This is a genomic window from Aeromicrobium sp. P2_G6, assembly GCF_056403535.1.
Genome location: NZ_JBFUFH010000006.1, coordinates 13,499 through 36,974, shown reverse-complemented (window position 1 = coordinate 36,974; position 23,476 = coordinate 13,499). Strand labels below are relative to the sequence as shown.

The window sequence follows — 23,476 nt, the reverse complement described above, 5'->3', positions numbered from 1 at the left end:
TGGGGTGTGCGGGCACGGACGACCCTGCTGGCGGCGACGCTCGTGCTGATCATGCTTGCCCTGACGGGGGCGGCATTGGTGGCTTCTCAGCGGCACACTCTCGTCGAGAGCGTCGACGAAGGGCTTGAGCATCACGCCAGTGCGGTCTCAAAGCAGGTGGATGACGGATCAATACCTGAGATCCTCGCCAGCGAGGGCGACGATGATGCATTTGCGCAGGTCGTCGACGCCTCAGGTCATCTGGTCGCGGAGACCACGACCTCACCGGGCCCTCTTGAGCTGGCCCTGCCCGAAGGCGGCAAGCCAGACTTTCGGTCCGCGCACGTCCCTCGCGCCGAGGGGGAGTATCGGGTGATGTCTGTGCGTCACGAAGGCGTCGTGATCCGCACGGCGACACCGCTCGATGACGTCAATGACAGTGTCTCGACCTTGATCCGCGGACTCAGCGTGGCGGTGCCCGCCGCGACTCTGGTGCTCGCGGGGCTCGTCTGGGTCCTGGTCGGCCGGGTTCTCAGCCCGGTCGAGCAGATCCGCCGCCAGGTGGCAGAGATCAGCGGCAGCAGCCTCGACCGGCGCGTGCCGGAGCCCGCCACCCGGGACGAGGTGGCTCGCCTCGCGCAGACCATGAATCTCATGCTCGGACGCCTCGAAGCCTCGTCGGCGCGTCAGCAGCGGTTCGTTGCGGATGCCTCACATGAGCTTCGCGGCCCATTGGCCAGGATGCGCGCGGAGCTCGAGGTTGACCTGGCCCAACCGGACAGCGCAGATCATCCGGCGACCCAGCAGAGCGTGCTGGACGAGACCGTGTCCCTCCAGCGCCTTGTCGACGATCTCCTTCTACTGGCGAGAAGTGACGGCGACGACACCCCTGGCAGACGTGGTCCCGTGGACCTCGACGACGTCGTGATGCGCGAGGTCCGCCGCGTGCGTGACACAGGGGGGCCGACGATCGACGCGTCGGCCGTGTCGGCCGCTCAGGTCGTCGGTGATCCGACGCACCTAGCCCTGGTCGTGCGCAACCTGCTCGAGAATGCCCGACAGCACGGCGGGCCCTCGGTCACGGTGTCGCTGACCGAGCGCGACGGTCAAGCGGTCCTGACCGTGTCAGACGACGGGGCCGGGATCACGGACGATCTCCGCGAGCGGGTCTTCGAGCGGTTCGCGCGCGCCGACGACGCGCGCGTCCGCAGCGGTCACAGCACTGGGCTGGGTCTGGCCATCTCCCGTGAGATCGTCTCGGCGACCGGCGGAAGCATCGCGCTCGATCCCGCTCACGGCCCGGGCGCGAGCTTCGTGGTGGAGTTGCCGTTGGCCCGGTGAGCCTCAGGCCAGGAGCTGGGCGGCCAGCAGGCCGTCGCCGAGCGGCAGCAGCACGCTGCGGAGTCGCTCGTCGTTCTTGACCCGCTGCACGACCTCGCGGATCGCCGACGTCTCAGGGTCGCGCTGGGCCGGATCGGCGACCCGGTCGTGCCACAAGGCGTTGTCGAACACGATGACGCCGCCGGGGCGTACGAGGCGCATCGCCTGGTCGAGGTACTCGCCGTACTCGACCTTGTCGCCGTCGAGGAACACCACGTCATAGCCGGCATCGGTCAGCCGTGGCATGACGTCGAGCCCGGCGCCCGCGATCAGGCGGAACCGCTGTGGTGCGTAGCCGGCCTCGGTGAACGTCTCACGGGCCAGCCGCTGGTGCTCGGCCTCGAGGTCGACCGACGTCAGGACGCCGTCGGGCTGCATGCCCCTCAGGAGCCACAGCCCGGAGACGCCGGTGCCGGTGCCGATCTCGGCGACCGACTTGGCCTGCACGACCGAGGCGAGGAAGGACAGGGCCGCACCGCCGCCAGGACCGACGGGGATGACGCCGACATCTGTGGACCGGCGTCTCGCAGCGGCAAGGTGGTCGTCCTCGCTCAGGAAGTCCTCGGCGTACGCCAGGCTGGCTGCGGTGGTGATGGTCGGCTCCTCGGTCGCGGTTGTCAAAGACAGACTATCCGCGCAGGAGCCGTTGGCTGCGGAGGCTCAACCGTGTGATGTCACGGGAATCTGGGGAACAGTCAGCAGTTTCAATGCGTTCTCTCAGGTACGGGGTGAACGATCAATTCATGAAGGACGACGACGTGACCACGGCAACGCTCAACTGGGACGACATCGTCGCGGAGCACTCCGCGCGCGTCTATCGGCTTGCCTACCGCCTGACCGGCAACCGCCAGGACGCCGAGGACCTGACGCAGGACGTCTTCATCCGGGTCTTCCGCTCGCTCGACGCCTACGAGCCGGGCAACTTCCCCGGCTGGTTGCACCGCATCACGACGAACCTCTTCCTCGACCGCGTGCGCCGCAAGTCGCGCCTGCGCATGGATGGCTTCTACGAAGGTGCCGAGGACAAGCTGCTGAGCTCTGAGGTGCTCCCCGAGTCGGCCGTCCACGACGCCAACTTCGACCCCGACATCGAGCTGGCACTGTCCTCGCTGTCCGACGAGTTCCGCGTCGCCGTCGTGCTGTGTGACATCGAAGGCTTGTCCTACGAGGAGATCTCCGACGTCCTCGGCGTCAAGCTCGGCACCGTCCGTTCCCGCATCCACCGTGGCCGCACGCAGCTGCGCGAGACGCTTGCTCACCGTGCTCCCCGCAAGGGTCGGACCCGATTCGTGGGGCCGGTTGGGATCTGATGGCTCATCTGGGTGCTGATGTCGCAGCGTTCGTGGACGGACAGCTGTCCGAGCCCGCGACGCGCGAAGCGCTGACGCATCTCCAGACGTGTGACGCCTGCGCCAAGGCCGTACGCCAGCAACGCCTGCTCAAGTCCCGTATGTCGACGGTTGCCGCGCCCGAGCCTCCGGCCAACCTGCTCGCCTCGCTGTCGAGCCTGGCCGCGTCGCCGCCGGAGCCCGACAGCTGGTGGGTCCGCGTACGCCGCTCGGTGCCGTTCCGTGCCGGTGTCGTCCTCGTCAGTGCCTCGGTCGCTGTGGTGATGACCGCGTACGCCGTTGGCGGAGGGGACCAGCGGGTCGGCGACGAGGTCGCACCTCCGTTCAACCGCTATGCCGCCGACTTCTACGGCGCGACCGCGGTGCCGGCCGGGCACGTCATCGAGGACTCGACGATGACCGAGCTCGACGGCTCGGGCTGGCCGTGCCTCACGACACTGGCGGGCGACATGCACCGCGTCTCCGGGGCGTTCGCTGACCACGAGGAGGTCGTTGCCCTGAGCTACTCCAACGGCAGCGCCAAGCTCAACCTGTTCGAGCAGAACGGGTCGCTCGATCGTGACAGCGTCCAGGACTTCGAGCACGCCGAGATGGCCGGCTCGCAGGTCTGGGTCCGTGATGGTGAGCCGATGCTCGTGACCTGGGACGACGACGGTGTCGTCTACACGATCGTGACCGACGCCGACCGTGGCCGGGTCGAGCAGGCGGTGTCCCAGCTGCCACGCGGCACCCACGAGGAGACGCCTCCGGAGCGCGTACGAGACGGGCTCGACCGCATGACGGCGTGGCTCGACGCAGCCTAAGGACTGTCAGAAACGCCTGCGGTTCTGGCTCGTCGTTGCAATACTCGAATGCACCGCTGATCTGTCCGCGGGGGCCCTGTCGGGACAGCTGACTGCCAGGAGCCCTCACATGAGCGAGACGACCACCAGTGCCACCGAGCCACCGATCGGTGATGCCCCGAGCCCCGAACACATCCTTCAGATCGGCATGGGCTTCTTCGCCTCCAGGACACTCCTGTCTGCGGTGGATCTCGGGCTGTACGCCGAGCTGGGCGCCGACGGTCTGACCGCGGCACAGATCGCCGAACGTGTCGGGCTGCACGAGCGGAGCCGTGATGACTTCCTCGATGCCTTGGTCGCGCTCGGTCTGCTGTCCCGCGACGGCAACGGACCCGACGCCGTCTATCGGCACACGCCGGACACGGCGGTGTTCCTCGACCCCAGCTCACCCGCGTACGTCGGCGGGATCCTCGAGATGGCCTCCGCGCGGCTCTACGGTTTCTGGGGCTCCTTGACCGAGGCCCTGCAGACCGGCCTCCCGCAGAACGAGATCAAGACCGGAGCGCCGGGGCTGTTCGAGGGCCTCTACTCGCAACCCGAGGTCCTGGAGAACTTTCTTGCCGGGATGGCCGGCATCCAGCTCGGTGCCTTCACGGCGCTGGGCGAGTCGCTCGACCTCAGTGCCCATCACACGTTCAGCGACATCGGCGGTGCCAACGGGGTGCTGGCGACGATCATCGCAAGCCGCAACCCCCACCTCACCGGCACCGTGTTCGACCTGGCGCCGGTCGTCCCGGTCGCGAACGCCCATCTGGCGAGCCACGGTGTCGCCGATCGCGTCAAGGCGGTCGAAGGGGACTTCTTCCGCGACGACTTCCCGCCGGCCGATGTCTACTTCATGGGGAACATCCTGCATGACTGGGACGAGGTCCAGAAACAGACGCTCATCGACAAGGCGTACGCGGGCCTGTCGTCCGGCGGCATGCTCGTGGCCATCGAGAACGTGATCGATGACGAGCGTCGGGTGAACGCTTTCGGGCTGTTGATGTCGCTCAACATGCTGATCGAGCTGCCAGGCGGATTCGACTACACCGGCGCCCAGTTCGATGGCTGGGCCCGCAGGGCCGGATTCGCGCGGACCGAGGTCCGTCACCTCGCCGGCCCGACCAGCGCCGCCATCGCGTACAAGGAATGAGTGGCGGGCTAGGTCGACTCCGGGTCGTACGGCGGGGTCTCGCCGGGCCGCAGGATGCGCTGCTCGCGGGTGGGTGACGGCGTCGTGTCGTCGTCGAGGAAGTTCTTGCGGACGATCTCGCGCGGGTCGAGGTCGCGGAGGTTGAGGTCGGAGAAGTCCTGACCCATCTCGCGCCCCAGGTCGTTCTTGGCGTTCTCAGCCATCTGGCGCAGCGTACGCACGAAGCCGCCGGCCTGCTTGGCGATCTCCGGGAGCTTGTCCGGCCCGAACACGAGCAACGCCACCACGAGGATGACCCCGATCTCGGGGAGGCCCATGCCGAACATGTGTGCGGCCTAGAGCCGTCCGGCCGGTGCCAACCCCAGCTGCATGCCGGCAAGGCCGCGGGAGCGTCCGCTCAGCTGGTCAGCGGCACCCTGGAGGACCTTGGCGGCCTCGGAGTCGGGATCCGTCTCGACGATCGGGTCGCCGGCGTCGCCGCCTTCGCGAAGTGTCTGGTCGAGCGGCACCTGGCCGAGCATCGGCACGTCGTAGCCGAAGCGCGCGCTGAGCGTCTCGGCGACCTTGGCAGCGCCACCGGAGCCGAAGATCTCCATGCGCTCGCCGCCGGGGACCTGGAGGTAGGACATGTTCTCGATGACGCCGACGACGCGCTGGTGCATCATCGAGGCCATCGTGCCGGCGCGCTCCGCGACATCGGCGGCCGCGGGCTGCGGGGTCGTCACGACGACGACCTCGGCGTTGGGCAGGTGCTGGCCGAGGCTGATCGCCACGTCGCCCGTGCCGGGCGGCAGGTCGAGGAGCAGGGCGTCGAGGTCGCCCCAGTAGACGTCGCTGAGCATCTGCACGAGCGCACGGTCGAGCATCGGCCCGCGCCATGCGACGACCTGGTCCTTGCGGGGCTTGAGCATGCCGATGCTGATGACCTTCATGCCCTTGACCGGGACGGGCATGATCATGTCCTCGACCTGGGTCGGGCGGAGGTCGCCGACGCCGAGCATGTCGGGGATCGAGTGTCCGTAGATGTCGGCGTCGATGATGCCGACCTTGAGGCCGCGCTTGGCCATCGCGAGCGCGAGGTTGACCGTGACGGTCGACTTGCCGACGCCGCCCTTGCCCGAGGCGATCGCGAAGACCTTGGTCAACGATCCGGGCTGCGCGAACGGGATCTCCTTCTCGGTGCGTCCACCGCGCAGCAGCTCCTGCATGCTCTTGCGCTGCTCGTCGGTCATGACGCCCATGTCGACGACGACCGCGTGGGCCGGCGCCACCTCGGCGACGGCGGCGGTGATGTCCCGGTTGAGGGTGTCCTTGAGCGGGCAGCCGGAGACGGTCAGCAGCAGGCGTACGGTGATCTGCGATTCGTCGATCGTGATGCCGTCGACCATCCCGAGCTCGGTGATGGGTCGCTTGATCTCAGGGTCGTTGACCTTGCTGAGGGCTTCACGGACTTGCTCTTCGGTGACCACTGCCATGCCTCCATCGTACGGGGGCGGTCCTGCGATCACCGCTGAGCCTGCCCTTCCAACCCTGTCAGCCCAGGGCGACGGGCAGCAGGCCACGGGGCGTACGGCCTGCGATCTCGTCGAGCGCGCCCGACAGCGTCGGGTGGGCGAACTCGAACCCCGACTCCCGCAGGATCCGCGAGTCGATCCACCGGCTCTTGAGGACGAGCTCGGGCTCGGTGCGGATGATGCGCGCACCCGCCTCGAGCGCCCACGCCGGGAGCGGCATGCCCCAGGCCCGGCCGAGCGTCGCCCGCACCTGGCGCATCATCTCCGCGTTCGACACGACCTCCGGGGCGGCGACGTTGACGGGGCCGGAGATCTCGGGGTGCTCGAAGGCGTACGTGATGGCGCTGACGACATCGTCGACGTGGACCCAGCTGAACTTCTGCTCGCCGTCGCCCATCGGCCCGCCGAAGCCCAGCCGGGCGAGGTTGATGAACGGGTTCAGCGCTCCGCCGCCGGCCCCGAGGACGATCGACATGCGAAGCGCGACCTTGCGGACGTCGGTCGGTGCTGAGAACAGCTCGTGCTCCCAAGCCCGAGCGACGCCAACGGAGAACCCGGTGCCGAGCTCACCGGAGGCCTCGTCCATGGGACGGTCGCGTGAGTCGCGATAGATCGTGCCGGTGCTCGAGTTGATCCACAGCGCCGGAGGGCTCGTGGTCGCCGCAAGCGCGCGTCCGAGCGCGACTGTGGTCTCCGTGCGCGACGAGAAGATCGCGTCGGCGTTGCGCTTGGTGTAGCGGCAGCTCACCGAGCGGCCCGCGAAGTTGACGAGCAGATCGGCGCCGTCGAGCACCTCGACGAGAGCCGACGGGTCGTCCCAGGTCGCGTCGCTCGACGCGCTGCGGCCGATCGTGCGTACGTCGACCCCTCGCTCCGCGAGCGTGCGGAGGAGGTGCTGGCCGATGTAGCCGGACGCACCGGCGATCACGGCGGTCCGTGGCTCTGAGTGGCTCATGGCGCCCACCCTAGACCACTATTTGAACATGTTCAATTTCGGTTCAGGGTGGGCGGCCAGTGTCAGCCTTGGACGCCGACGGCGAACTGCACCGATCCGTCGGCCTCGACCTGTGCATCGAGGATCTTGTCGTCGAGAAGGGCGGCGGCGCCTTCGTCGAGGAAGACTCGAGCACCGTTCTCCTCGACGACCTGGTCGCCTGGCTCGGACGCCGCTGCGGGCGTCAGGGCGAGCGACTCGTCGGCTGTCTGGCTGATCCGGAGGCCGGCCTGTTCGTCTGCCACGGTCTGTTCGACGATCTTCTGGACCACGTCTGCTGCGTTGTCGGTCATCGTGAGCACGTGTTTCTCCCGTTCCATGGATGGGCGTCTGGGTGAATCTCCCACTCTTGCTCGCGTTCGTCGCTGGTTCAAATGCCAGGTGCGAGGATGTCGTGGTGGGACACCTCGACCTCAACTCCGTCAGCTTCACGCTGTCCGACGGGCGACCTCTCCTCGACGAGGTCAGCCTGCGGGTGGGCGAGGGCATGAAGGTCGCTCTGATCGGCCCCAACGGCAGCGGAAAGACGACCCTGACCCGCATCGCGACGGGTGACCTCGACCCGCACGAGGGTGCCGTCACGATCTCCGGGGGACTCGGGGTGATGCGACAGTTCATCGGCTCGGTGCGCGACGAGTCGACCGTCCGCGACCTCTTGGTGTCCGTGGCTCCCGCGGCCGTGCGCAAGGCAGCAGCCGAGGTTGACCGGACGGAGCTGCTCATGATGGAGCGTGACGACGAGCGCGACCAGATGGCGTACGCCCAGGCGCTCGTCGACTGGGGCGATGCGGGCGGCTACGACCACGAGGCGATGTGGGACATGTGCACCGTCTCCGCGCTGGGCGTGCCGTTCCAGAAGGCGCAGTGGCGTCAGGTCACGACCCTGTCCGGTGGTGAGCAGAAGCGGCTCGTGCTCGAGGCCTTGCTGCGCGGGCCCGAGCAGGTGCTGCTGCTCGACGAGCCCGACAACTACCTCGACGTGCCGGCGAAGCGGTGGCTCGAGGACCAGCTCGTCGAGTCGCCCAAGACCGTGCTGTTCGTGAGTCACGACCGTGAGCTGATCGAGCGGGTCGCGCAGCGCATCGCGACGCTCGAGCCCGGCGCAGCCGGCAGCTCGCTGTGGGTGCACCCGGGGCACTTCTCGACGTACCTGCAGGCACGGATCGAGCGCAACGCCAAGCTCGAGGAGCGCCGTCTGCGGTGGGACGAGGAGCGGGCCAAGCTCAAGGCCCTCGTCGTGATGTACCGGGCCAAGGCCGCCTACAACGCCGACATGGCCTCGCGGTTGCAGGCGGCGGTCACCCGGCTCGAGCGTTTCGAACGAGAAGGCCCGCCGGAGGCCGTGCCGATCGCGCAGAACCTCCGGATGCGGCTCGACGGCGGACGTACGGCCAAGCGTGCGGTGGTCGCCGAGCAGGTCGAGCTCACGGGGCTCATGAAGCCGTTCGACCTCGAGATCTGGTTCGGCGAGCGGGTCGCGGTGCTGGGCAGCAACGGCTCGGGCAAGTCGCACTTCCTCCGGCTGCTGGCCGCCGGCGGTTCACGGCCGGACATCGAGCACGAGCCGGTCGGCGACGTCATCCCGCCGCCGGTCGACCACACCGGCATGGCCAAGCTGGGCTCGCGCGTACGCCCCGCGACGGTGCCCTCGAACGTCGACAGCGCCTGCTCAAGCGCCTCGGCGGAGTGCAGGTCGAGGTTGTCAGTGGGCTCGTCGAGCAGCAGTTCGACAGCTCGAGCAGCAGGATCTGGAAGCGCGCCTGCTGACCACCCGACAGCTGCTCGAAGACCTGGTCACCAGCCCTTGGCCAGCCCGTAGCGGTCAAGCGCCTTGGCCGAACCCTCATGCCCCATGCCCCTACGGTGGCCGTCGCCGTGATGCAGGATCTCCAGCAGCGTGCGGCCCAGCAGCGAAGGGTGCTCGTGAGTCTGCGCGAACCACCCGTCGCCGTGACCCATGACCGCTGGTTCGCCCGCGGCTTCGACCGGTTCCTGGTGTTCGGCGCCGACGGCCGGGTCTACGAGTCGGACGAGCCGGTGTGGGACGAGACGCGGGTGCAGCGCAGCCGCTGAGGCTGCGGCCGCCGGTGGGGTTGGACGGATCTCCATGCGTTCGCGTTGCCTGGACATCGGGAACGCATGGAGATCATCGTTCCGGGTACACGTCCGCGCGCTAGTTCTTCGACTCGTCCTCGGCGTCGCGTTCGTCGAGGTCGGCCATCAGGCCGCGCAGCTCGCCACGGATGAAGTCGCGGGTCGCGACCTCGCCGAGGCCGAGGCGCAGGCTGGCGACCTCGCGGGCGAGGAACTCCATGTCGGCGTTGGCCTGTGCGGTGGCGTCGCGGTCCTGCTCCTGCGTGACGCGGTCACGCGCCTCCTGGCGATTCTGCGCGAGCAGGATGAGCGGTGCGGCGTACGACGCCTGCAGCGACAGGATCAGGGTGAGGAAGATGAACGGGTAGTCGTCCCAGCGGTGCCGGTCGGGGCCGTACGGCATGTTCCACAGGACCCAGATCGCGACGAAGACCGTCATCCACGCGATGAACGTCGCGGTGCCCAGGAAGCGGGCGGTCGACTCCGCGAACCGTCCGAAGCGCTCGGGATCGGGCTCGCGGCGGGGCCGGAACGAGCGGCGTACGGAACGAGGCTGGTCGAGACGGGCGCGGTCAGCCATGCGTGACCACCTCCGACCCCTCTCCGGGAGCCGACTCGGTGTCGTCCTGCTCGCGCCAGCCCTCAGGGAGCAGGTGGTCGAGCACGTCGTCGATGGTCACCGCCCCGAGCAGATGGGCGTTCTCGTCGACGACCGGCAGCGCGACCATGTTGTAGGCGGCGAGCAGGTTGGCGACATGCTCGAGCGATGCCTCGGGGCGCGGCCAGTCGATGTCGTTGTCGACGATGGCGCTGACCAGCGTCGAGGGCGGCTCGCGCAGCAGGGCCTGGAAGTGCACGATGCCGAGGAACTTGCCGGTCGGAGTCTCCAGCGGCGGCCGGCACACGTAGACCATCGACGCGAGCGCGGGGATCAGGTCGGGATTGCGGATGCGGGCGAGTGCGTCGGCGATCGTCGCGTCAGGGGGCAGAACGACCGGCTCGGTCGTCATCATGCCGCCGGCAGTGCGCTCCTCGTACGTCAGCAGGCGGCGTACGTCCTCGGCGTCCTCGGGCTCCATGAGGGCGAGCAGCGCCTCCGCCGTGGCGGGCGGCAGCTCGCCGAGCAGGTCGGCCGCGTCGTCCGGGTCCATCTCGGTGAGCACGTCGGAAGCACGCTCGGGGTCGAGCACCCCGAGGATCTCGACCTGGTCCTTCTCGGGCAGCTCCTCGAGCACGTCGGCGAGGCGCTCGTCGTCGAGCTCGGTGACGACTTCCATGCGGCGCTTGGGGGCGAGGTCGCGCAGGGCGTTGGCGAGGTCGGCGGCGCGCATCTCGTCCATCGTGGCGAGCAGGTGGGTCGCGCCCTGACCGGCTTCCTCGGTGGTCAGGCCCTTGACCTCGTCCCACTCGAGCACGTGGTGGGGACCGCGGCGGCCGAAGCGCTTGCCTCCGCCTTGCACGGCCACCGAGCTGACGTACCAGTCACGGCGTGGGTCCTGCTCCATCGCGAGGTCGTAGACGGTGCCGCTGGTGCCGTCCGGGAGCGTCACGGTGCGGTCGAACAGCTCGTGGATCGCCAGCGTCTCAGTGCGGCGCTGAACGAACTTGCGGACGTTGAGCACGCCGGTCGTGATGATCTGGCCCGAGTCCAGCGAGGTCACGCGGGTGATCGGCAGGAAGATGCGGCGACGGCCGAGGACCTCGACGACGAGTCCGAGCACGCGCGGACGCTGGCGGGCGGAGCGTACGGCCACCACGACATCGCGGAGCTTGCCGACCTGGTCGCCCGCGGGGTCGAAGACCGCCTGACCCACGATGCGGGACAGGAAGATGCGTCCGGGCGTTGCGCTCACGCTCGAACTCTACCGTCGCGGCATGCCCGACCCGTGGCACATCAGGCGGTCCTAGGCTTGCCGGGTGACCAGCATCCTGATGATCAGCGGCAGCGTACGACTGGGTTCGGTCAACGCTGCGGTGATCGCGACAGCCGCCGCGCTGGCGCCCCAGGGCGTGAGCGCAGTGACGTACGCCGGCCTCGGCAACCTGCCGCACTTCAACCCCGATCTCGACCACGACCCACTGCCCGAGCCCGTCGTCGAGCTGCGGCGATTGATCGACGAGGCGTCCGCGCTGCTGATCAGCACGCCGGAGTACGCCGGCGCGATGCCCGGGGCGCTCAAGAACCTGCTGGAATGGACGGTCGGGGGAGTCGAGACCACGCAGAAGCCGACGGGCTGGATCAATCCCTCGGCGATCCTCAACCGTTCGGCGGGCACGTACGCCTCGCTGCGGACCGTGCTGGAGTACACCGATTGCCGCATCGTCGAGGAGGCGTGCGTCGACGTCCCGGTGCCGCGGGCCCTGCTCGGTGACGACGGCCTGGTGCCGCCCGGGCCCGAGCACGACGCGATCCGTGCCGCTGTGGCGGCGCTCGTCGCTGCGACCTAGCTGGCGAGCAGGCGCAGGGTCGCTGCGTCGGGCTCGCCGCCGAAGTGCCGGGTGAGCAGCTGCTCGATCGTGGCGGACTGCGGCGATGCCTGCGCGAACAGCGTCAGCGAGGAGTGCAGCTTCTGCGCGTCGACCGGGCCGAACACATCGGTCATCGAGACGTCACCCAGGGCCAGCAGCGCCTGGCAGCACTCGTCGTAGCGGACGCCGAGCACGGGATGCGCTGCGTACGCCTGCGCCTCGCCGAGGCCCGAGATGGCGTACCGGACGGCCATGTCGCTTCGGCCAAGACCGGCGATCTGTGGGAAGACGAACCACATCCAGTGGCTCGTCTTGCGACCGGCGCGCAGCTCGGCCACCGCACGCTCGTACGTGCCACCGGCTTGCGCGTCGACGAACCGCTGGAGGTCGAACGGGTCGCTCACGACAGGTGCCGGGGCTGGCGATCCGTCTTGTGGGCGTCGTCGGCACCGACCTCGTCCTGGCCCGCGCCGACGCCCGAGGCGCCGTCCGTCGGGTGCGGCTCGAGCCGGACCATGACGGACTTGGACGTCGGGGTGTTGCTGCCGATCGCCGTCGAGTCGAGGGGGACGAGCGGGTTGGTCTCGGGGTAGTAGGCCGCCGCCGAGCCGCGCGGGGTGTCGTAGGAGACGATCCTGAACCTGCGAGCCACCCGCGTGACGTCGTCGGCCTCCCAGTGCGCCACGAGGTCGACCAGGTCGCCGTCGGCGAAGCCGAGTGCTGTGATGTCGTCGGGGTGCACGAACACGACGCGGCGACCGTCCTCGATGCCGCGGTAGCGGTCGCTGAGCCCATAGATCGTGGTGTTGAACTGGTCGTGGCTCCGCAGCGTCTGCAGGACCACGTGCCCGTCGGGCACGTGCAGGAGCTCGACCGGCGACGCCGCGAACTCGGCCAGGCCGCTCGCGGTCTCGAACGTACGGGAGTCGCGCGGTGGGTGGGGCATGACGAAGCCGCCGGGGCGGTCGACGTTGTGGTTGTACTCCTCGCAGCCCGCGACGACGCGCGAGATGTGGTCGCGGATGATGCCGTGGTCGATCGCCATGGCGGACCAGTCGATGCCGTGTCGCTTGCCGATCGTGGCTTCTGCGAGCCCGGCGACGATCGCGACCTCGGAGCGTACGTGCGGGCTCACGGGCGGCAGGACGCCACGCGACGCGTGCACCGCTGACATCGAGTCCTCGACCGTGACGAACTGCTCGCCGGCGGGGGAGACGTGCTTCTCCGTACGCCCCATGGTCGGCAGGATCAGCGCGGTGTCGCCGCACTCGAGGTGGGAGCGGTTGAGCTTGGTCGAGACCTGGACCGTCATGGCGGCACTGCGGAGGGCCTTGGCGGTGACGTCGGTGTCGGGCGCGGCCTGGACGAAGTTGCCGCCCAGCGCCATGAAGAACGAGGCCTTGCCGTCGCGCAAGGCACGGATCGCGTCGACCGTGTCGAACCCGTGCTCACGGGGCGGGTCGAAGCCGAACTCGGCCTGCAACGCGTCGAGGAAGTGGTCGGGCACCCGCTCCCAGATGCCCATGGTGCGATCGCCCTGGACGTTGGAGTGCCCGCGTACGGGGCACAGGCCGGCGCCTCGCTTGCCGATGTCGCCCCGAGCCAGCGCGACGTTGGTGACCTCGCGGATCGTCGCGACTGAGTTGCGGTGCTGCGTCAGCCCCATCGCCCAGCAGTAGATCGTGGCGTCCGACGCGCGGATCATCTCGGCCGCTTCGGTGATCTGGGCGCGGGTCAGGCCGGTCGCCGACTCCACGACGGCCCAGTCGACGGCGCGGACGTGCTCAGCCCAGGCCTCGAACCCGTGCGTGTGCCGCTCGATGAACTCGTGGTCGATCGCGTCCCACTCCAGCAGCAGCGAACCGATCGCCTGGAACAGCGCGAGGTCGCCGTTGAGCCGGATCGGCAGGTGCAGGTCGGCGATGTCTGTGCCCTTGCCGACGACCCCGCGCGGCTTCTGCGGGTTGCGGAAGTTGACCAAACCGGCCTCGCGCAGGGGGTTGATCGAGATGATCTTGGCGCCGCGCCGCTTGGCGATCTCGAGCGCGGACAGCATGCGCGGGTGGTTGGTTCCGGGGTTCTGGCCGGCGATCACGATGCACTCGGCGTCATAGATGTCGCGCAGGCTGACACTGCCCTTGCCGATGCCGATCGACTCCGTCAGGGCCGTGCCGCTCGACTCGTGGCACATGTTGGAGCAGTCGGGCATGTTGTTGGTGCCGTACGCCCGGATGAACAGCTGATAGAGGAACGCGGCCTCGTTGGACGCCCGGCCGGAGGTGTAGAACACCGCCTCGTCCGGACTCGCGAGCGAGTTGAGCTGATCGCCGATCAGCCGCAGCGCCTCCTCCCAGCCGATCTCCTCGTAGTGCGTCCCGCCCGGCCGCTTGATCAAGGGATGCGTGATGCGGCCCTGTTGCCCGAGCCAGTACTCGTCGTGAGCGGCCAGGTCAGCGATGCTGTGGCGCGCGAAGAACGCCGGGGTGGCCCGGTCCTTCGTCGCCTCCTCGGCGACGGCCTTGGCGCCGTTCTCGCAGAACTCGGCGGTGTGCCGGTTCTCCGGGTCCGGATCGGGCCACGCGCAGCTCATGCAGTCGAAGCCGTCGGCCTGGTTGAGCTTGAGCAGCGTCTTGGCGGAGTTCTTGACCCCCATGTGGGACACGGCGCGCTGCAGCGACACACGTACGCCCGTCACTCCGGCCGCTGCGCGCTTGGGGTCGTGGACCTCGAGCTCGTCCTCGTTGATCACGTCGTCTGACATGTCAGCCCTTTCTCAGTCCATTGTTGCTCGCTTGCGAGCCAGCCGTGTGCCGCAGGGTCAACGCGTCAGGTGCGGCGACGTGTGGCGGATCGTGGTGGCGATCTGGTCCGGTAGCGAGATCTCCTCGGTCGGCACGAGGCGCACCACGACGGACTCGCGCGCCCACCGCTCGATCGCGTTGTCGCTGTCGCTGAGGTTGAGTCGTCCGGCCTTGAGCGCGGTCGTCACCGGGTCCCAGTGCTCGGACTCCGGCGTCACGACCTCGACCCGTGCCTTGGCCTCGGCGACGAGGGCCCGCGTCGACTTGCTGCGCAGGCTGAGGATCACGGTCTCGTGACGCTCGATGTCGGGCAGCGGCTGCTCCGAACCGCCGGCCACGACGCACACGGCATCGCCGACCCATTCGTGCCAGACCGGATGAACGCGTCGGCCGTACGAGATCCAGAGCAGGCCGGACTTCTTGGCGAGCTCGGCGACGAGGTCGGTGCGGTTCACACGGCTCAGCGTACGGCTGTGCGACTGCGGCGCGAGCGCGCAGCCGGGGCGGGTGCGGCGACGGGGCTCGTGGCGACGACCTCCCGGTCGGCGAGGCCACGGACGAACGTACCGATCTCGCCGATTGCGAGGCGTGCCTCGGGTACCCAGGCGGCAGCTGCCTGGAACACGTGAACCTGGCGATCCCACACCTGCAGGTCGCACGGCACGCCGGCCGACACCAGGCGGTTGGCCATCAGCTCGGCATCGGCCATGAGGACCTCGTTGGAGCCGATGTGGATCAGCGCGGGCGGCATGTCGGCGAGCGGCATGTTGACCGGGTCGACGCGCTGGCCCGAGATGCCACGGCGGGTGTCCATGCGGAGCGAGACGTCTGCGAGCTTCGCGACGGCGTTCATCGGGAATGTCTCGCAACGGTTGGCGTTGCGGTGGCCCTCCTTGCCGGCCGGGTCGAAGTCGAGCAGCGGCGAGATCGCGACGACTCCGGCGGGCTGGCCCCAGCCCTTGTCCATGACCGCGCGCGCGACGCTGAACGCGAGATAGCCGCCGGCGGAGTCGCCGGCGATCGTGATGTTCTCGGCGGCGTAGCCCTGCTCGAGCAGCCAGCGGAAACCGTCGACCCCATCGGCGACCGACTCGGTGATCGGCTCATAAGGCATCTGGCGGTAGCCGACGTTGAGGACGGGCTGCTTGGCGCTGAACGAGATGCGGGAGACGAGCCGGCGATGCGTGTTGAGGCCGCAGGTGATGAACGCGCCGCCGTGGAAGTAGAGGATCGCGCCCGGGTTGCCGCCGTGGATGTCGGCGACGCCCTTGGCCTGGAGCCACTCGCTGCCGCAGTCGGCGAGGTCGACCGAGCGCCACATCGTGCCTTCGTGCACCGGCAGCAGCCTGGCGATCTGCTCGACGGCGTTCGGGGGGAAGAGGTCGAATGGCATCCGCGCCCACACCCCGAGCAGAGGGCGCACGGTGTGGCGCAGTCCGAAGCCGAGGAGACGGGACTGGACGCTTGCGCCACGGAAGAACTGTGGTTGAGCGGCCAGCGTCAGATGCGATGCCATCGGGATCCCCCTTCAGGATCATGCGACACTCGTTTACCCAGGTCCGGCGGTAAACAGTCGTTAACGAACCATTCACAAAAAGTGACTTGCGCCACATGCGATCGTTAGCGTACTGCGCGTACGTTCCAGATTTTCGGAGGATCACCGATGTCGTTCATGCCACCTACGGACTCGATGTTCCTTCTGGCTGAGAACCGCGATCATCCGATGCACGTGGGCGGGCTGCAGCTGTTCGTGCCACCGGACGGATCGGGTCCGGCGTTCGCGCGGGAGATGCTCGAGGCGTACCGGCAGACCGACAACATCTCGCCGATGTTCCGCAAACGCCCCGGTGAACCGGTCGGCACGCGCTGGAAGACCGACGAGACGATCGACTTCGACCACCACGTACGACACTCGGCCGTGCCGAGCCCGGGCCGGATCCGCGAGCTGCTGCAGCTGACGTCCCGGTGGCACGGCTCGCTGCTGGACCGGCACCGGCCACTGTGGGAGGTCCACGTCGTCGAAGGGCTGCAGGACGGCCGCATCGCGGTCTACACCAAGGTCCACCACGCGATGGTCGACGGCGTCTCGGCGCTGCGCCTGATGCAGCGGTCGCTGAGTGAAGACCCGAACGCGTCTGACTGCCTGCCGCCCTGGGCGCTGCCGCCCAGGAAGTCCTCGGGTGACAAGAAGGGCTTCGACCCGATGGCCCTCATGCGTACGGGCGCGGGTGCGGCCGGCGACATCGCTGGACTGCTCCCGGCGGGGCTCAAGATCGCCAACCAGATCATCCGCGAGGGCGACATCACGCTGCCGCGCGCGCCCAAGACCATCCTCAATGGCTCGATCGGCGGGGCGCGCCGATTCGCCGCCCAGTCGTGGGAGATCGAGCGCATCCAGCGGGTCGCCAAGTCCTCGGCGACGACACTCAACGACGTCGTCCTCGCGATGGTCTCGGGCGCGCTGAGGGAGTACCTCCTCGAGCAGCACGCCCTGCCCGACGAGCCCATGACGGCGATGGTGCCGGTGTCGCTGTCGCTGCGCGCCGAGTCGGCGGGCAAGGACACCGGCACGGGCAACGCCACTGGCGCGATCATCGTCAACCTCGCGACGGACCGCGACCAGGGTGCGACCCGGCTCGAGGAGATCGCCTACTCGTCGCGGCAGGCCAAGAAGATCCTCGGCGACCTCTCGCCGACCCAGATCCTGGCGTTCTCGGCACTGCAGATGCTGCCGCTCGCGCTGACGCCGATCCCGGGATTCGTGAAGTACACCAACCCGCCGTTCAACGTCGTCGTCTCGAACGTCCCGGGGCCGAAGAACGACATGTACTTCAACGGCTCACGCCTCGACGGCATGTATCCCGTCTCGATCGTCACGGACGGCCTGGCCCTGAACATCACGCTGACGAGCCGTGCGGGCTACCTCGACTTCGGCCTCATCGGCTGCCGCCGTTCAGTCCCTCACCTGCAGCGACTGCTCACCCACCTCGAGTCGTCACTGGCGGAGCTCGAAAAGGCCTGGGGCTAGTCCCGAATCGGTGGTTGAGGAGCGAGGCACGAGCGTCTCGAAACCACGATCTGGAGTGGTGGTGGTTTCGAGGCTGCGGCCGGGGGCGGCCTCCGCACCTCAACCACCGATGGGTCACTCCCAGCGGTTGGCGATGAGCTGATGGCTCGGTGTGTCCTCGAGGGACTCCATCGCCTCGTAGATCCGCTCGTACGACGTCTCGGCGATCCGCCACCCGTCGCTCTCACGCCGGTATTTGTCGCGGTAGTAGCCGGCGCCGCGGATCAGCACCTTGAAGTCTGGCGCGATCACGGTGTCCTCGAAGCCCCACGACGCCTCGGCCGAGTCGCCGTCGACGTCGATCTCGGGGTGATGGGCGACGTGCATCGTGATGATGCCGTTGGAGAGCTTGTCGCTCATGAACCCGACGATCGCCTCACGACCCTCGAGCGCGTCCATCTCGCCGTACACCTTGGTGCCGTAGCGCCCGACGGCGTCAGAGGTGAACGTGTCGGCGAACTCGTCCCACAGCTTGAGGTCGAGCGAGCGGAAGTAGCGGTACTTGAGCCGTCGGATGTCTTCGAGCGCTTCCAGGTCCATCCCGGAAGCATCCCAGTGCTCAGGCTCAGAAACAAGAACCTGTTCTAGTTTTGGTGGACGGTTGTCGTCAGCTCGGCGCCCTGCCGCAGCGGTCTCCAATCCTTGCGGCGAGGGCCAGGCACGCGGAGCTGCGGGTAGGCATACCGGCAGACTGACGGGGTGAACGCCTTCCTCGCCATCGTCGCGATCCTCGGCGTCTCGGCTTCGGGGCCCCTGATGGCGGGGGCGAACGCTCCGGCGCTGGCGATCGGGTTCTGGCGCAACGCACTCGGGACGATCGCGGTCGCGCCGTTCGCAGCGCCGACGATCCGTCGAGAGCTGCGCGCCCTGGGTCGCGAGGGCTGGACCGCCACGGCCTTCGCGGGCGTGATGCTGGCGCTGCACTTCGGTACGTGGGTCAGCGCGCTCAAGATGACCTCGGTCGCCGCGGCGACGGCGATGGTCAGCATGCAGGTCGTGTTCGTCGTCGTGATCGACCGTTTGCGCGGGGACCGTACGCCCCGCGCCGTCGTGGCTGGGATCTCGATCGCCGTCATCGGCGTGCTGGTCATCACCGGTGTCGACTTCTCGCTGTCCGCGCGTGCGGTCGCGGGGGACCTCCTCGCCTTGGCCGGGGGACTGACCGCTGCGCTCTACTTGATGGCTGGCAGCCGGGTGCGCGAGAGCGTCTCGACGACGTCCTACACCGTCGCCTGTTACGCCATCTGTGCCGTCACTCTCCTCGTCGCCTGCCTCGTCGCGCGGGTCGAGATCGTGGGATTCTCCGGGCGTACGTGGCTGGCGATCGTCGGCGTCACGATCTGCGCGCAGCTTCTAGGGCATTCGGTGCTCAACCACCTGCTGGCGGTCATGAGCCCGGGTCTGATCTCGCTGCTGCTGCTGTTCGAGGTGCCGGGCGCCGCGATCCTGGCAGGAATCTTCCTCGACCAGACGCCTCCGGTCGGTGTGTACGCCGGGCTCGCGCTGATCCTCGCGGGCCTCGTGGTGGTCGTCCTGCGACGCCCACCACCCGACGAGGTCCTGCCCGACTGAAGTTAACGGGGAGTAACCAACGTCACCTCTTGCACCGGACGACATACCAATGGCCCGTCGGTACAGTCAGCAGGTCAACGTCAGCAACATTTGAGGAGCCCCGCAATGGGTCGTCTTGTCCGCACCGAAGGTCTGACCGACATCCAGGAAGAGATCCTGAAGACGGTCCGTCAGTTCGTCGAGAAGGAGATCCTGCCCGTCGCGACGGAGCTGGAGCACAAGGACGAGTACCCGACCGACATCGTCGAGGGCCTCAAGGAGCTGGGCATCTTCGGGATCATGATCCCCGAGGAGTACGGCGGGCTCGGTGAGAGCCTGTTGACGTACGCGCTGGTGGTCGAGGAGATCGCGCGCGGCTGGATGAGCGTGTCGGGTGTGATCAACACGCACTTCATCCTGGCCTACCTGATCCGTCAGCACGGCACGGATGAGCAGAAGCAGAAGTACCTGCCGCGGATGGCGACCGGTGAGGTGCGTGGCGCGTTCAGCATGTCCGAGCCGGCGCTCGGCTCTGATGTCGCGGCGATCAAGACCAAAGCGACCAAGACTGACACAGGCTATGAGATCACCGGTCAGAAGATGTGGCTGACCAACGGTGGCTCGTCGAACCTGGTCGCGGTGCTGTGCAAGACCGACGAGGGTGACGACAGCGTCTACAAGAACATGACGACGTTCCTGGTCGAGAAGGAGCCCGGCTTCGGGCAGACCGCTCAGGGCGTGACGATCCCGGGCAAGATCGAGAAGATGGGCTACAAGGGCATCGACACGACCGAGATGATCCTGGAGAAGCACCAGATCTCGGCCGACCAGGTCCTCGGCGGCAAGCCGGGTCAGGGTTTCTACCAGATGATGGACGGTGTCGAGGTCGGCCGGGTCAACGTCGGCGCCCGCGCTGTCGGCATCGCGAACCGGGCGTTCGAGCTCGGCATCGCGTACGCCCAGCAGCGCGAGACGTTCGGCAAGCCCATCGCACAGCACCAGGCGATCCTGTTCCGCCTGGCCGAGATGGCCACCAAGGTCGAAGCCAGCCACGCGATGGTGGTCCGCGCGGCCCGCGGCAAGGACTCGGGTGAGCGCAACGACGTCGAGGCCGGGATGGCCAAGATGCTCGCGGCGGAGTACTGCAACGAGGTCGTGCAGGACTCGTTCCGCATCCACGGTGGCTACGGTTACTCCAAGGAGTACGAGATCGAACGCCTCTACCGCGAGGCCGCATTCATGCTCATCGGTGAAGGCACTTCCGACATCCAGAAGATGATCATCGGACGCAGCCTTCTCAAGGACTACAAGCTCTAGGAGCCAGCCATGGCAGAGATCTTCTCGCTCGAGTACCCACAGTCGCTCGGCGTGTTCGACAAGTACGCCGACGCGCAGAAGGCCGTCGACTACCTCTCGGACAACGAGTTCCCCGTCGAGAACGTCCTGATCGTCGGCACGGAGCTCAAGCAGGTCGAGCGCGTGACCGGACGCCTGACGTGGGGTCGCGTGCTGATGGCCGGTGCGGGTTCCGGCGTGTGGCTCGGCCTCTTCATCGGCCTGCTGCTGAGCCTGTTCAGCGACGGCAGCTCGTTCGGCGCGGCGGTGCTGGGCGGCATCGTGCTGGGCCTGGTCTTCGGCGTGACCTCCGCAGCCCTCGGCTACGGCGCGACGCGAGGCCAGCGGGACTTCAGCTCGGTCCAGAAGGTCGTCGCGACCAAGTACGAGGTGCTCGTCGAGCACAAGTTCCTCGCCCAGGGCCAGGAGCTGCTCGCCAAGATGCCCGGCCGCGACCCGTTCGCCGTATGACGAAGACCAACCCCGGCAACTTCTTCGAGGACTTCGAGGTCGGCCAGGTCCTCCGGCACGCAACTCCTCGCACCGTCACAGAGGGTGACCGCGCGGCGTACGGTGCGCTCTACCCGACCCGGTTCGCGGTGCCGTCGTCTGCGGAGTTCGCGGCATCGGTCGGCCTGGACCCTGCCCCGGTCGAGGACCTCATCGCGTTCCACATCGCGTTCGGCAAGACCGTCCCCGACATCTCGCTCAACGCTGTCGCCAACCTCGGCTATGCCGAGTGCCGCTTCCACCGCCCGGTCGTGCCCGGCGACACGATCGCCACGCAGTCCGAGGTCATCGGCCTCAAGCAGAACTCCAACGGCAAGACCGGCGTGGTCTACGTACGCTCGACCGCGACGAACCAGCGCGACGAGGTCGTCCTGGAGTGGGCCCGCTGGGTCATGGTGCACAAGCGTGACGTCGACGCTCCAGCTCCCGAGACCGTCGTGCCGGACCTCGCGCCGGCCGTCGCAGCCGACGACCTGGTGCTGCCGAACGGGCTCGACTTCACGGCGTACGACTTCGCCGCTGCAGGGGAGCCGCACCGCTTCGACGACTACGAGGTCGGCGAGAAGATCGACCACGTCGACGGCGTCACGCTGACCGACCCAGAGCATATGCTCGCGACCCGGCTGTGGCAGAACACCGCCAAGGTGCACTTCAACACCGAGGCCCGGCCCGACGGCACCAGGCTCGTCTACGGCGGCCACATCATCTCCCTGGCTCGCGCGCTGTCGTTCAACGGGCTCGCCAACGCCCAGCTGATCGCTGCGATCAACGCCGGCGCGCACGTGTCGCCTGCACTCGCCGGCGACACGGTCTATGCGTGGTCGGAGGTCCTGGACAAGGCCGAGACCCCGGCGCCGGGTGTGGGTGCCCTGCGCTTGCGCCTCGTCGCCACCAAGGGCCGCGACGAGTCGATGACACTGCGCGACGCCGACGGCAAGTACGCACCCAGCGTGCTGCTCGACCTGGATGTCTGGGCCCTTGTCCCACGATGACGAGGTCGAGGACCAGCTCTGGCTGGTGCGCCACGGCGAGACGGAGTGGAGCCGCAGCGGCCAGCACACGTCGACGACCGACCTGCCGCTGACCGAGAAGGGCGAGGCCGCAGCTCGTACGCTCGTGGGTCCGCTGGCCGGCATCGACTTCGTGCACGTCCTGTCGAGCCCGCGCCGACGCGCGGTCCACACCGCCGAGCTCGCGGGCTTCTCGCACCCCGACCTCGACGAGGACCTCGCCGAGTGGGCATACGGCGACTACGAAGGCCTGACCACCCCCGAGATCCGCAAGACCGTGCCGGGCTGGAGCATCTGGACGCATCCGTCGCCCGGCGGCGAGACAGCACAACAGGTCACGGAGCGGCTCGACCGCGTCGTGGCTCGTGCCCGCGCAGCCGACGGCAAGACCCTGGTCTTCGCCCACGGGCACTCGTTGCGGGCTCTCGCGGCGCGGTGGCTGGGGCTGGACGTGTCGGAGGGTCGCCTGTTCGCGCTCGACACCGCGACGATCTCGGTGCTCGGCGTCGATCGCGGCACGCAGGTCGTACGGCAGTGGAACTGCCTGCCCTGAGCCCATCGGTAGCCTGACCCCGTGAAGATAGACCTCCACACCCACTCCGACCGCTCCGACGGCACCGACAGCCCCACCGAGCTGATCGACAACGCCAAGGCGGCGGGACTCGACGTTGTCGCGATCACCGACCACGACTCCACGGAGGGCTGGAAGGAAGCCGACAAGGCAGCCAGACGTGCCGGCATCACGCTCGTGCACGGCATCGAGATCTCGACCAAGCTCGGCGGCAAGAGCGTGCACTTGCTGGGCTATGAGTTCGACCCCCGGCACAAGCCGCTCCTGACCGAGCTGCGCAAGGTCATCGACGGCCGCAACTCCCGCCTGCCGGCAACGCTCGAGCGGCTCCAGGGCCTCGGCATCGACATCACGGCTGAAGGCGTACGTGCGAGATCGGCGAACGCCGCCGCGACGGGTCGCCCGCACGTCGCCGACGCCCTCATCGACCTCGGTGTCGTCAAGGATCGCAACGAGGCCTTCGAGCGCTATCTCAAGCCCGGCCGGCCCGCGTACGTCGATCGCTACGCCGCTGACCTGCCGACCGCGATCGGCCTGGTCAAGGCTGCCGGTGGCAAGGCCGTGCTGGCACATCCGTGGTCACGCGGCAGCCATCGCGTGCTCACCCGCGACCGCATCGGAGCGCTCGCCGACCAAGGGCTCGACGGGCTCGAGGTCGACCACAACGACCACGGCGCCGAGGACCGGGCTGCGCTGCGGCAGATCGCGCGCGAGTTCGGACTCGTGCGCACGGGATCCAGCGACTATCACGGCACGGGCAAGATCGACTTCCCGCTCGGCGGCAACGTGACAGAGCCCGATCAGTATCGCAAGCTGCTGGACCTCTAGCCCCCGAGATTTGGATTCAGATGCACCAGGAATCGCGACGCGGTGGT

General features: G+C 68.3%; 26 protein-coding genes. 14 read left to right on the top strand and 12 right to left on the bottom strand.

The annotated features are described in order from the left end of the window. The first annotated feature begins 6 nt into the window (after positions 1-6). Positions 7-1,320: a sensor histidine kinase gene (locus AC1DVU_RS17965; RefSeq protein ID WP_476923839.1), complete on the top strand. Its 1,314-nt coding sequence runs from the start codon at positions 7-9 to the stop codon at positions 1,318-1,320. Positions 1,321-1,323: 3 nt separating this feature from the next. Here the strand turns inward: AC1DVU_RS17965 and AC1DVU_RS17960 are convergent, their stop codons facing one another. After that, positions 1,324-1,980, bottom strand: a complete 657-nt coding sequence (locus AC1DVU_RS17960) for an O-methyltransferase (RefSeq protein WP_476923838.1) — start codon at positions 1,978-1,980, stop codon at positions 1,324-1,326. A gap of 122 nt (positions 1,981-2,102) precedes the next feature. Between AC1DVU_RS17960 and sigE the strand changes: the two genes are divergently transcribed. The 3 genes from sigE (at position 2,103) to AC1DVU_RS17945 (ending at position 4,685) form a co-directional block, all read left to right on the top strand. Further along, positions 2,103-2,669 carry an RNA polymerase sigma factor SigE gene (gene sigE, locus AC1DVU_RS17955; RefSeq protein WP_476923837.1) on the top strand — a complete coding sequence of 189 codons (567 nt, stop codon included), beginning with the start codon at positions 2,103-2,105 and terminating at the stop codon, positions 2,667-2,669. Then, positions 2,669-3,511: an anti-sigma factor family protein gene (locus AC1DVU_RS17950; protein ID WP_476923836.1), complete on the top strand. Its 843-nt coding sequence runs from the start codon at positions 2,669-2,671 to the stop codon at positions 3,509-3,511. The genes sigE and AC1DVU_RS17950 overlap by 1 nt, the downstream gene beginning before the upstream one ends. 109 nt (positions 3,512-3,620) lie before the next feature. Then, positions 3,621-4,685, top strand: coding sequence for a methyltransferase (locus AC1DVU_RS17945; RefSeq protein WP_476923835.1), 1,065 nt, complete (start codon positions 3,621-3,623; stop codon positions 4,683-4,685). Between the two features lie 8 nt (positions 4,686-4,693). On the opposite strand, the gene AC1DVU_RS17940 is transcribed toward AC1DVU_RS17945, so the two are convergent. The 4 genes from AC1DVU_RS17940 to AC1DVU_RS17925 all read right to left on the bottom strand — a co-directional run bounded on the left by AC1DVU_RS17940 (position 4,694) and on the right by AC1DVU_RS17925 (position 7,486). Beyond that, positions 4,694-5,011: a sec-independent translocase gene (locus AC1DVU_RS17940; protein WP_476923834.1), complete on the bottom strand. Its 318-nt coding sequence runs from the start codon at positions 5,009-5,011 to the stop codon at positions 4,694-4,696. Between the two features lie 9 nt (positions 5,012-5,020). Continuing rightward, on the bottom strand, positions 5,021-6,160 hold the full coding sequence (locus tag AC1DVU_RS17935; protein ID WP_476923833.1) for an Mrp/NBP35 family ATP-binding protein: 1,140 nt from the start codon (positions 6,158-6,160) through the stop codon (positions 5,021-5,023). A gap of 58 nt (positions 6,161-6,218) precedes the next feature. Then, positions 6,219-7,154 carry a TIGR01777 family oxidoreductase gene (locus AC1DVU_RS17930; protein WP_476923832.1) on the bottom strand — a complete coding sequence of 312 codons (936 nt, stop codon included), beginning with the start codon at positions 7,152-7,154 and terminating at the stop codon, positions 6,219-6,221. Positions 7,155-7,216: 62 nt separating this feature from the next. Next, positions 7,217-7,486, bottom strand: a complete 270-nt coding sequence (locus AC1DVU_RS17925) for a Fe-S cluster assembly protein HesB (RefSeq protein WP_476923831.1) — start codon at positions 7,484-7,486, stop codon at positions 7,217-7,219. Positions 7,487-7,590: 104 nt separating this feature from the next. On the opposite strand from AC1DVU_RS17925, the gene AC1DVU_RS17920 reads away from it, so the two are divergent. Both AC1DVU_RS17920 and AC1DVU_RS17915 read left to right on the top strand, forming a co-directional pair. Next, positions 7,591-9,012 carry an ATP-binding cassette domain-containing protein gene (locus tag AC1DVU_RS17920; protein WP_476923830.1) on the top strand — a complete coding sequence of 474 codons (1,422 nt, stop codon included), beginning with the start codon at positions 7,591-7,593 and terminating at the stop codon, positions 9,010-9,012. Positions 9,013-9,038: 26 nt separating this feature from the next. Further along, positions 9,039-9,266 carry a hypothetical protein gene (locus AC1DVU_RS17915; protein ID WP_476923829.1) on the top strand — a complete coding sequence of 76 codons (228 nt, stop codon included), beginning with the start codon at positions 9,039-9,041 and terminating at the stop codon, positions 9,264-9,266. A gap of 100 nt (positions 9,267-9,366) precedes the next feature. Here the strand turns inward: AC1DVU_RS17915 and AC1DVU_RS17910 are convergent, their stop codons facing one another. Together AC1DVU_RS17910 and AC1DVU_RS17905 are read right to left on the bottom strand one after the other, a co-directional pair. After that, entirely contained in the window at positions 9,367-9,867 is a 501-nt protein-coding gene (locus tag AC1DVU_RS17910) for a DUF1003 domain-containing protein (protein ID WP_476923828.1), read from the bottom strand. Beyond that, positions 9,860-11,140 carry a magnesium transporter MgtE N-terminal domain-containing protein gene (locus tag AC1DVU_RS17905; RefSeq protein ID WP_476923827.1) on the bottom strand — a complete coding sequence of 427 codons (1,281 nt, stop codon included), beginning with the start codon at positions 11,138-11,140 and terminating at the stop codon, positions 9,860-9,862. Before AC1DVU_RS17905 ends, AC1DVU_RS17910 begins: the two co-directional genes overlap by 8 nt. Before the next feature lie 64 nt (positions 11,141-11,204). On the opposite strand from AC1DVU_RS17905, the gene AC1DVU_RS17900 reads away from it, so the two are divergent. Next, positions 11,205-11,735, top strand: a complete 531-nt coding sequence (locus AC1DVU_RS17900) for an NADPH-dependent FMN reductase (RefSeq protein WP_476923826.1) — start codon at positions 11,205-11,207, stop codon at positions 11,733-11,735. Here AC1DVU_RS17900 and AC1DVU_RS17895 read toward each other — a convergent pair. The 4 genes from AC1DVU_RS17895 to AC1DVU_RS17880 are packed head-to-tail and all read right to left on the bottom strand — an operon-like array spanning position 11,732 to position 16,073. Beyond that, the gene (locus AC1DVU_RS17895; protein WP_476923825.1) at positions 11,732-12,160 is read right to left on the bottom strand and encodes a DUF1810 domain-containing protein; all 429 of its coding nucleotides are present in this window, start codon (positions 12,158-12,160) and stop codon (positions 11,732-11,734) included. The genes AC1DVU_RS17900 and AC1DVU_RS17895 overlap by 4 nt on opposite strands. Then, positions 12,157-14,517 carry an FdhF/YdeP family oxidoreductase gene (locus tag AC1DVU_RS17890; RefSeq protein ID WP_476923824.1) on the bottom strand — a complete coding sequence of 787 codons (2,361 nt, stop codon included), beginning with the start codon at positions 14,515-14,517 and terminating at the stop codon, positions 12,157-12,159. The genes AC1DVU_RS17895 and AC1DVU_RS17890 overlap by 4 nt, the downstream gene beginning before the upstream one ends. Before the next feature lie 57 nt (positions 14,518-14,574). After that, positions 14,575-15,012, bottom strand: coding sequence for a hypothetical protein (locus AC1DVU_RS17885; RefSeq protein ID WP_476923823.1), 438 nt, complete (start codon positions 15,010-15,012; stop codon positions 14,575-14,577). Between the two features lie 5 nt (positions 15,013-15,017). Continuing rightward, complete coding sequence (locus tag AC1DVU_RS17880; protein ID WP_476923822.1) at positions 15,018-16,073, bottom strand: alpha/beta hydrolase; 1,056 nt, start codon at positions 16,071-16,073, stop codon at positions 15,018-15,020. A 147-nt stretch (positions 16,074-16,220) separates the two neighbouring features. On the opposite strand from AC1DVU_RS17880, the gene AC1DVU_RS17875 reads away from it, so the two are divergent. Continuing rightward, positions 16,221-17,585: a WS/DGAT/MGAT family O-acyltransferase gene (locus tag AC1DVU_RS17875; protein WP_476923821.1), complete on the top strand. Its 1,365-nt coding sequence runs from the start codon at positions 16,221-16,223 to the stop codon at positions 17,583-17,585. A gap of 114 nt (positions 17,586-17,699) precedes the next feature. On the opposite strand, the gene AC1DVU_RS17870 is transcribed toward AC1DVU_RS17875, so the two are convergent. Then, the gene (locus AC1DVU_RS17870; RefSeq protein ID WP_476923820.1) at positions 17,700-18,164 is read right to left on the bottom strand and encodes a nuclear transport factor 2 family protein; all 465 of its coding nucleotides are present in this window, start codon (positions 18,162-18,164) and stop codon (positions 17,700-17,702) included. A 159-nt stretch (positions 18,165-18,323) separates the two neighbouring features. On the opposite strand from AC1DVU_RS17870, the gene AC1DVU_RS17865 reads away from it, so the two are divergent. From AC1DVU_RS17865 to AC1DVU_RS17840, 6 genes are all read left to right on the top strand, one after another. Next, entirely contained in the window at positions 18,324-19,196 is an 873-nt protein-coding gene (locus AC1DVU_RS17865; RefSeq protein ID WP_476923819.1) for a DMT family transporter, read from the top strand. Between the two features lie 105 nt (positions 19,197-19,301). After that, positions 19,302-20,492 (top strand): acyl-CoA dehydrogenase family protein, encoded by a 1,191-nt coding sequence (locus tag AC1DVU_RS17860; protein ID WP_476923818.1) that lies wholly within the window; start codon positions 19,302-19,304, stop codon positions 20,490-20,492. Between the two features lie 9 nt (positions 20,493-20,501). Then, the gene (locus AC1DVU_RS17855) at positions 20,502-20,981 is read left to right on the top strand and encodes a YflT domain-containing protein (RefSeq protein WP_476923817.1); all 480 of its coding nucleotides are present in this window, start codon (positions 20,502-20,504) and stop codon (positions 20,979-20,981) included. Next, a complete protein-coding gene (locus AC1DVU_RS17850) occupies positions 20,978-22,012 on the top strand; it encodes a MaoC family dehydratase (protein WP_476923816.1) in 1,035 nt (344 codons plus the stop codon). Before AC1DVU_RS17855 ends, AC1DVU_RS17850 begins: the two co-directional genes overlap by 4 nt. Then, on the top strand, positions 21,999-22,583 hold the full coding sequence (locus tag AC1DVU_RS17845) for a histidine phosphatase family protein (RefSeq protein ID WP_476923815.1): 585 nt from the start codon (positions 21,999-22,001) through the stop codon (positions 22,581-22,583). Before AC1DVU_RS17850 ends, AC1DVU_RS17845 begins: the two co-directional genes overlap by 14 nt. A gap of 21 nt (positions 22,584-22,604) precedes the next feature. Next, positions 22,605-23,429, top strand: coding sequence for a PHP domain-containing protein (locus AC1DVU_RS17840; RefSeq protein ID WP_476923814.1), 825 nt, complete (start codon positions 22,605-22,607; stop codon positions 23,427-23,429). Positions 23,430-23,476 lie beyond the last annotated feature (47 nt).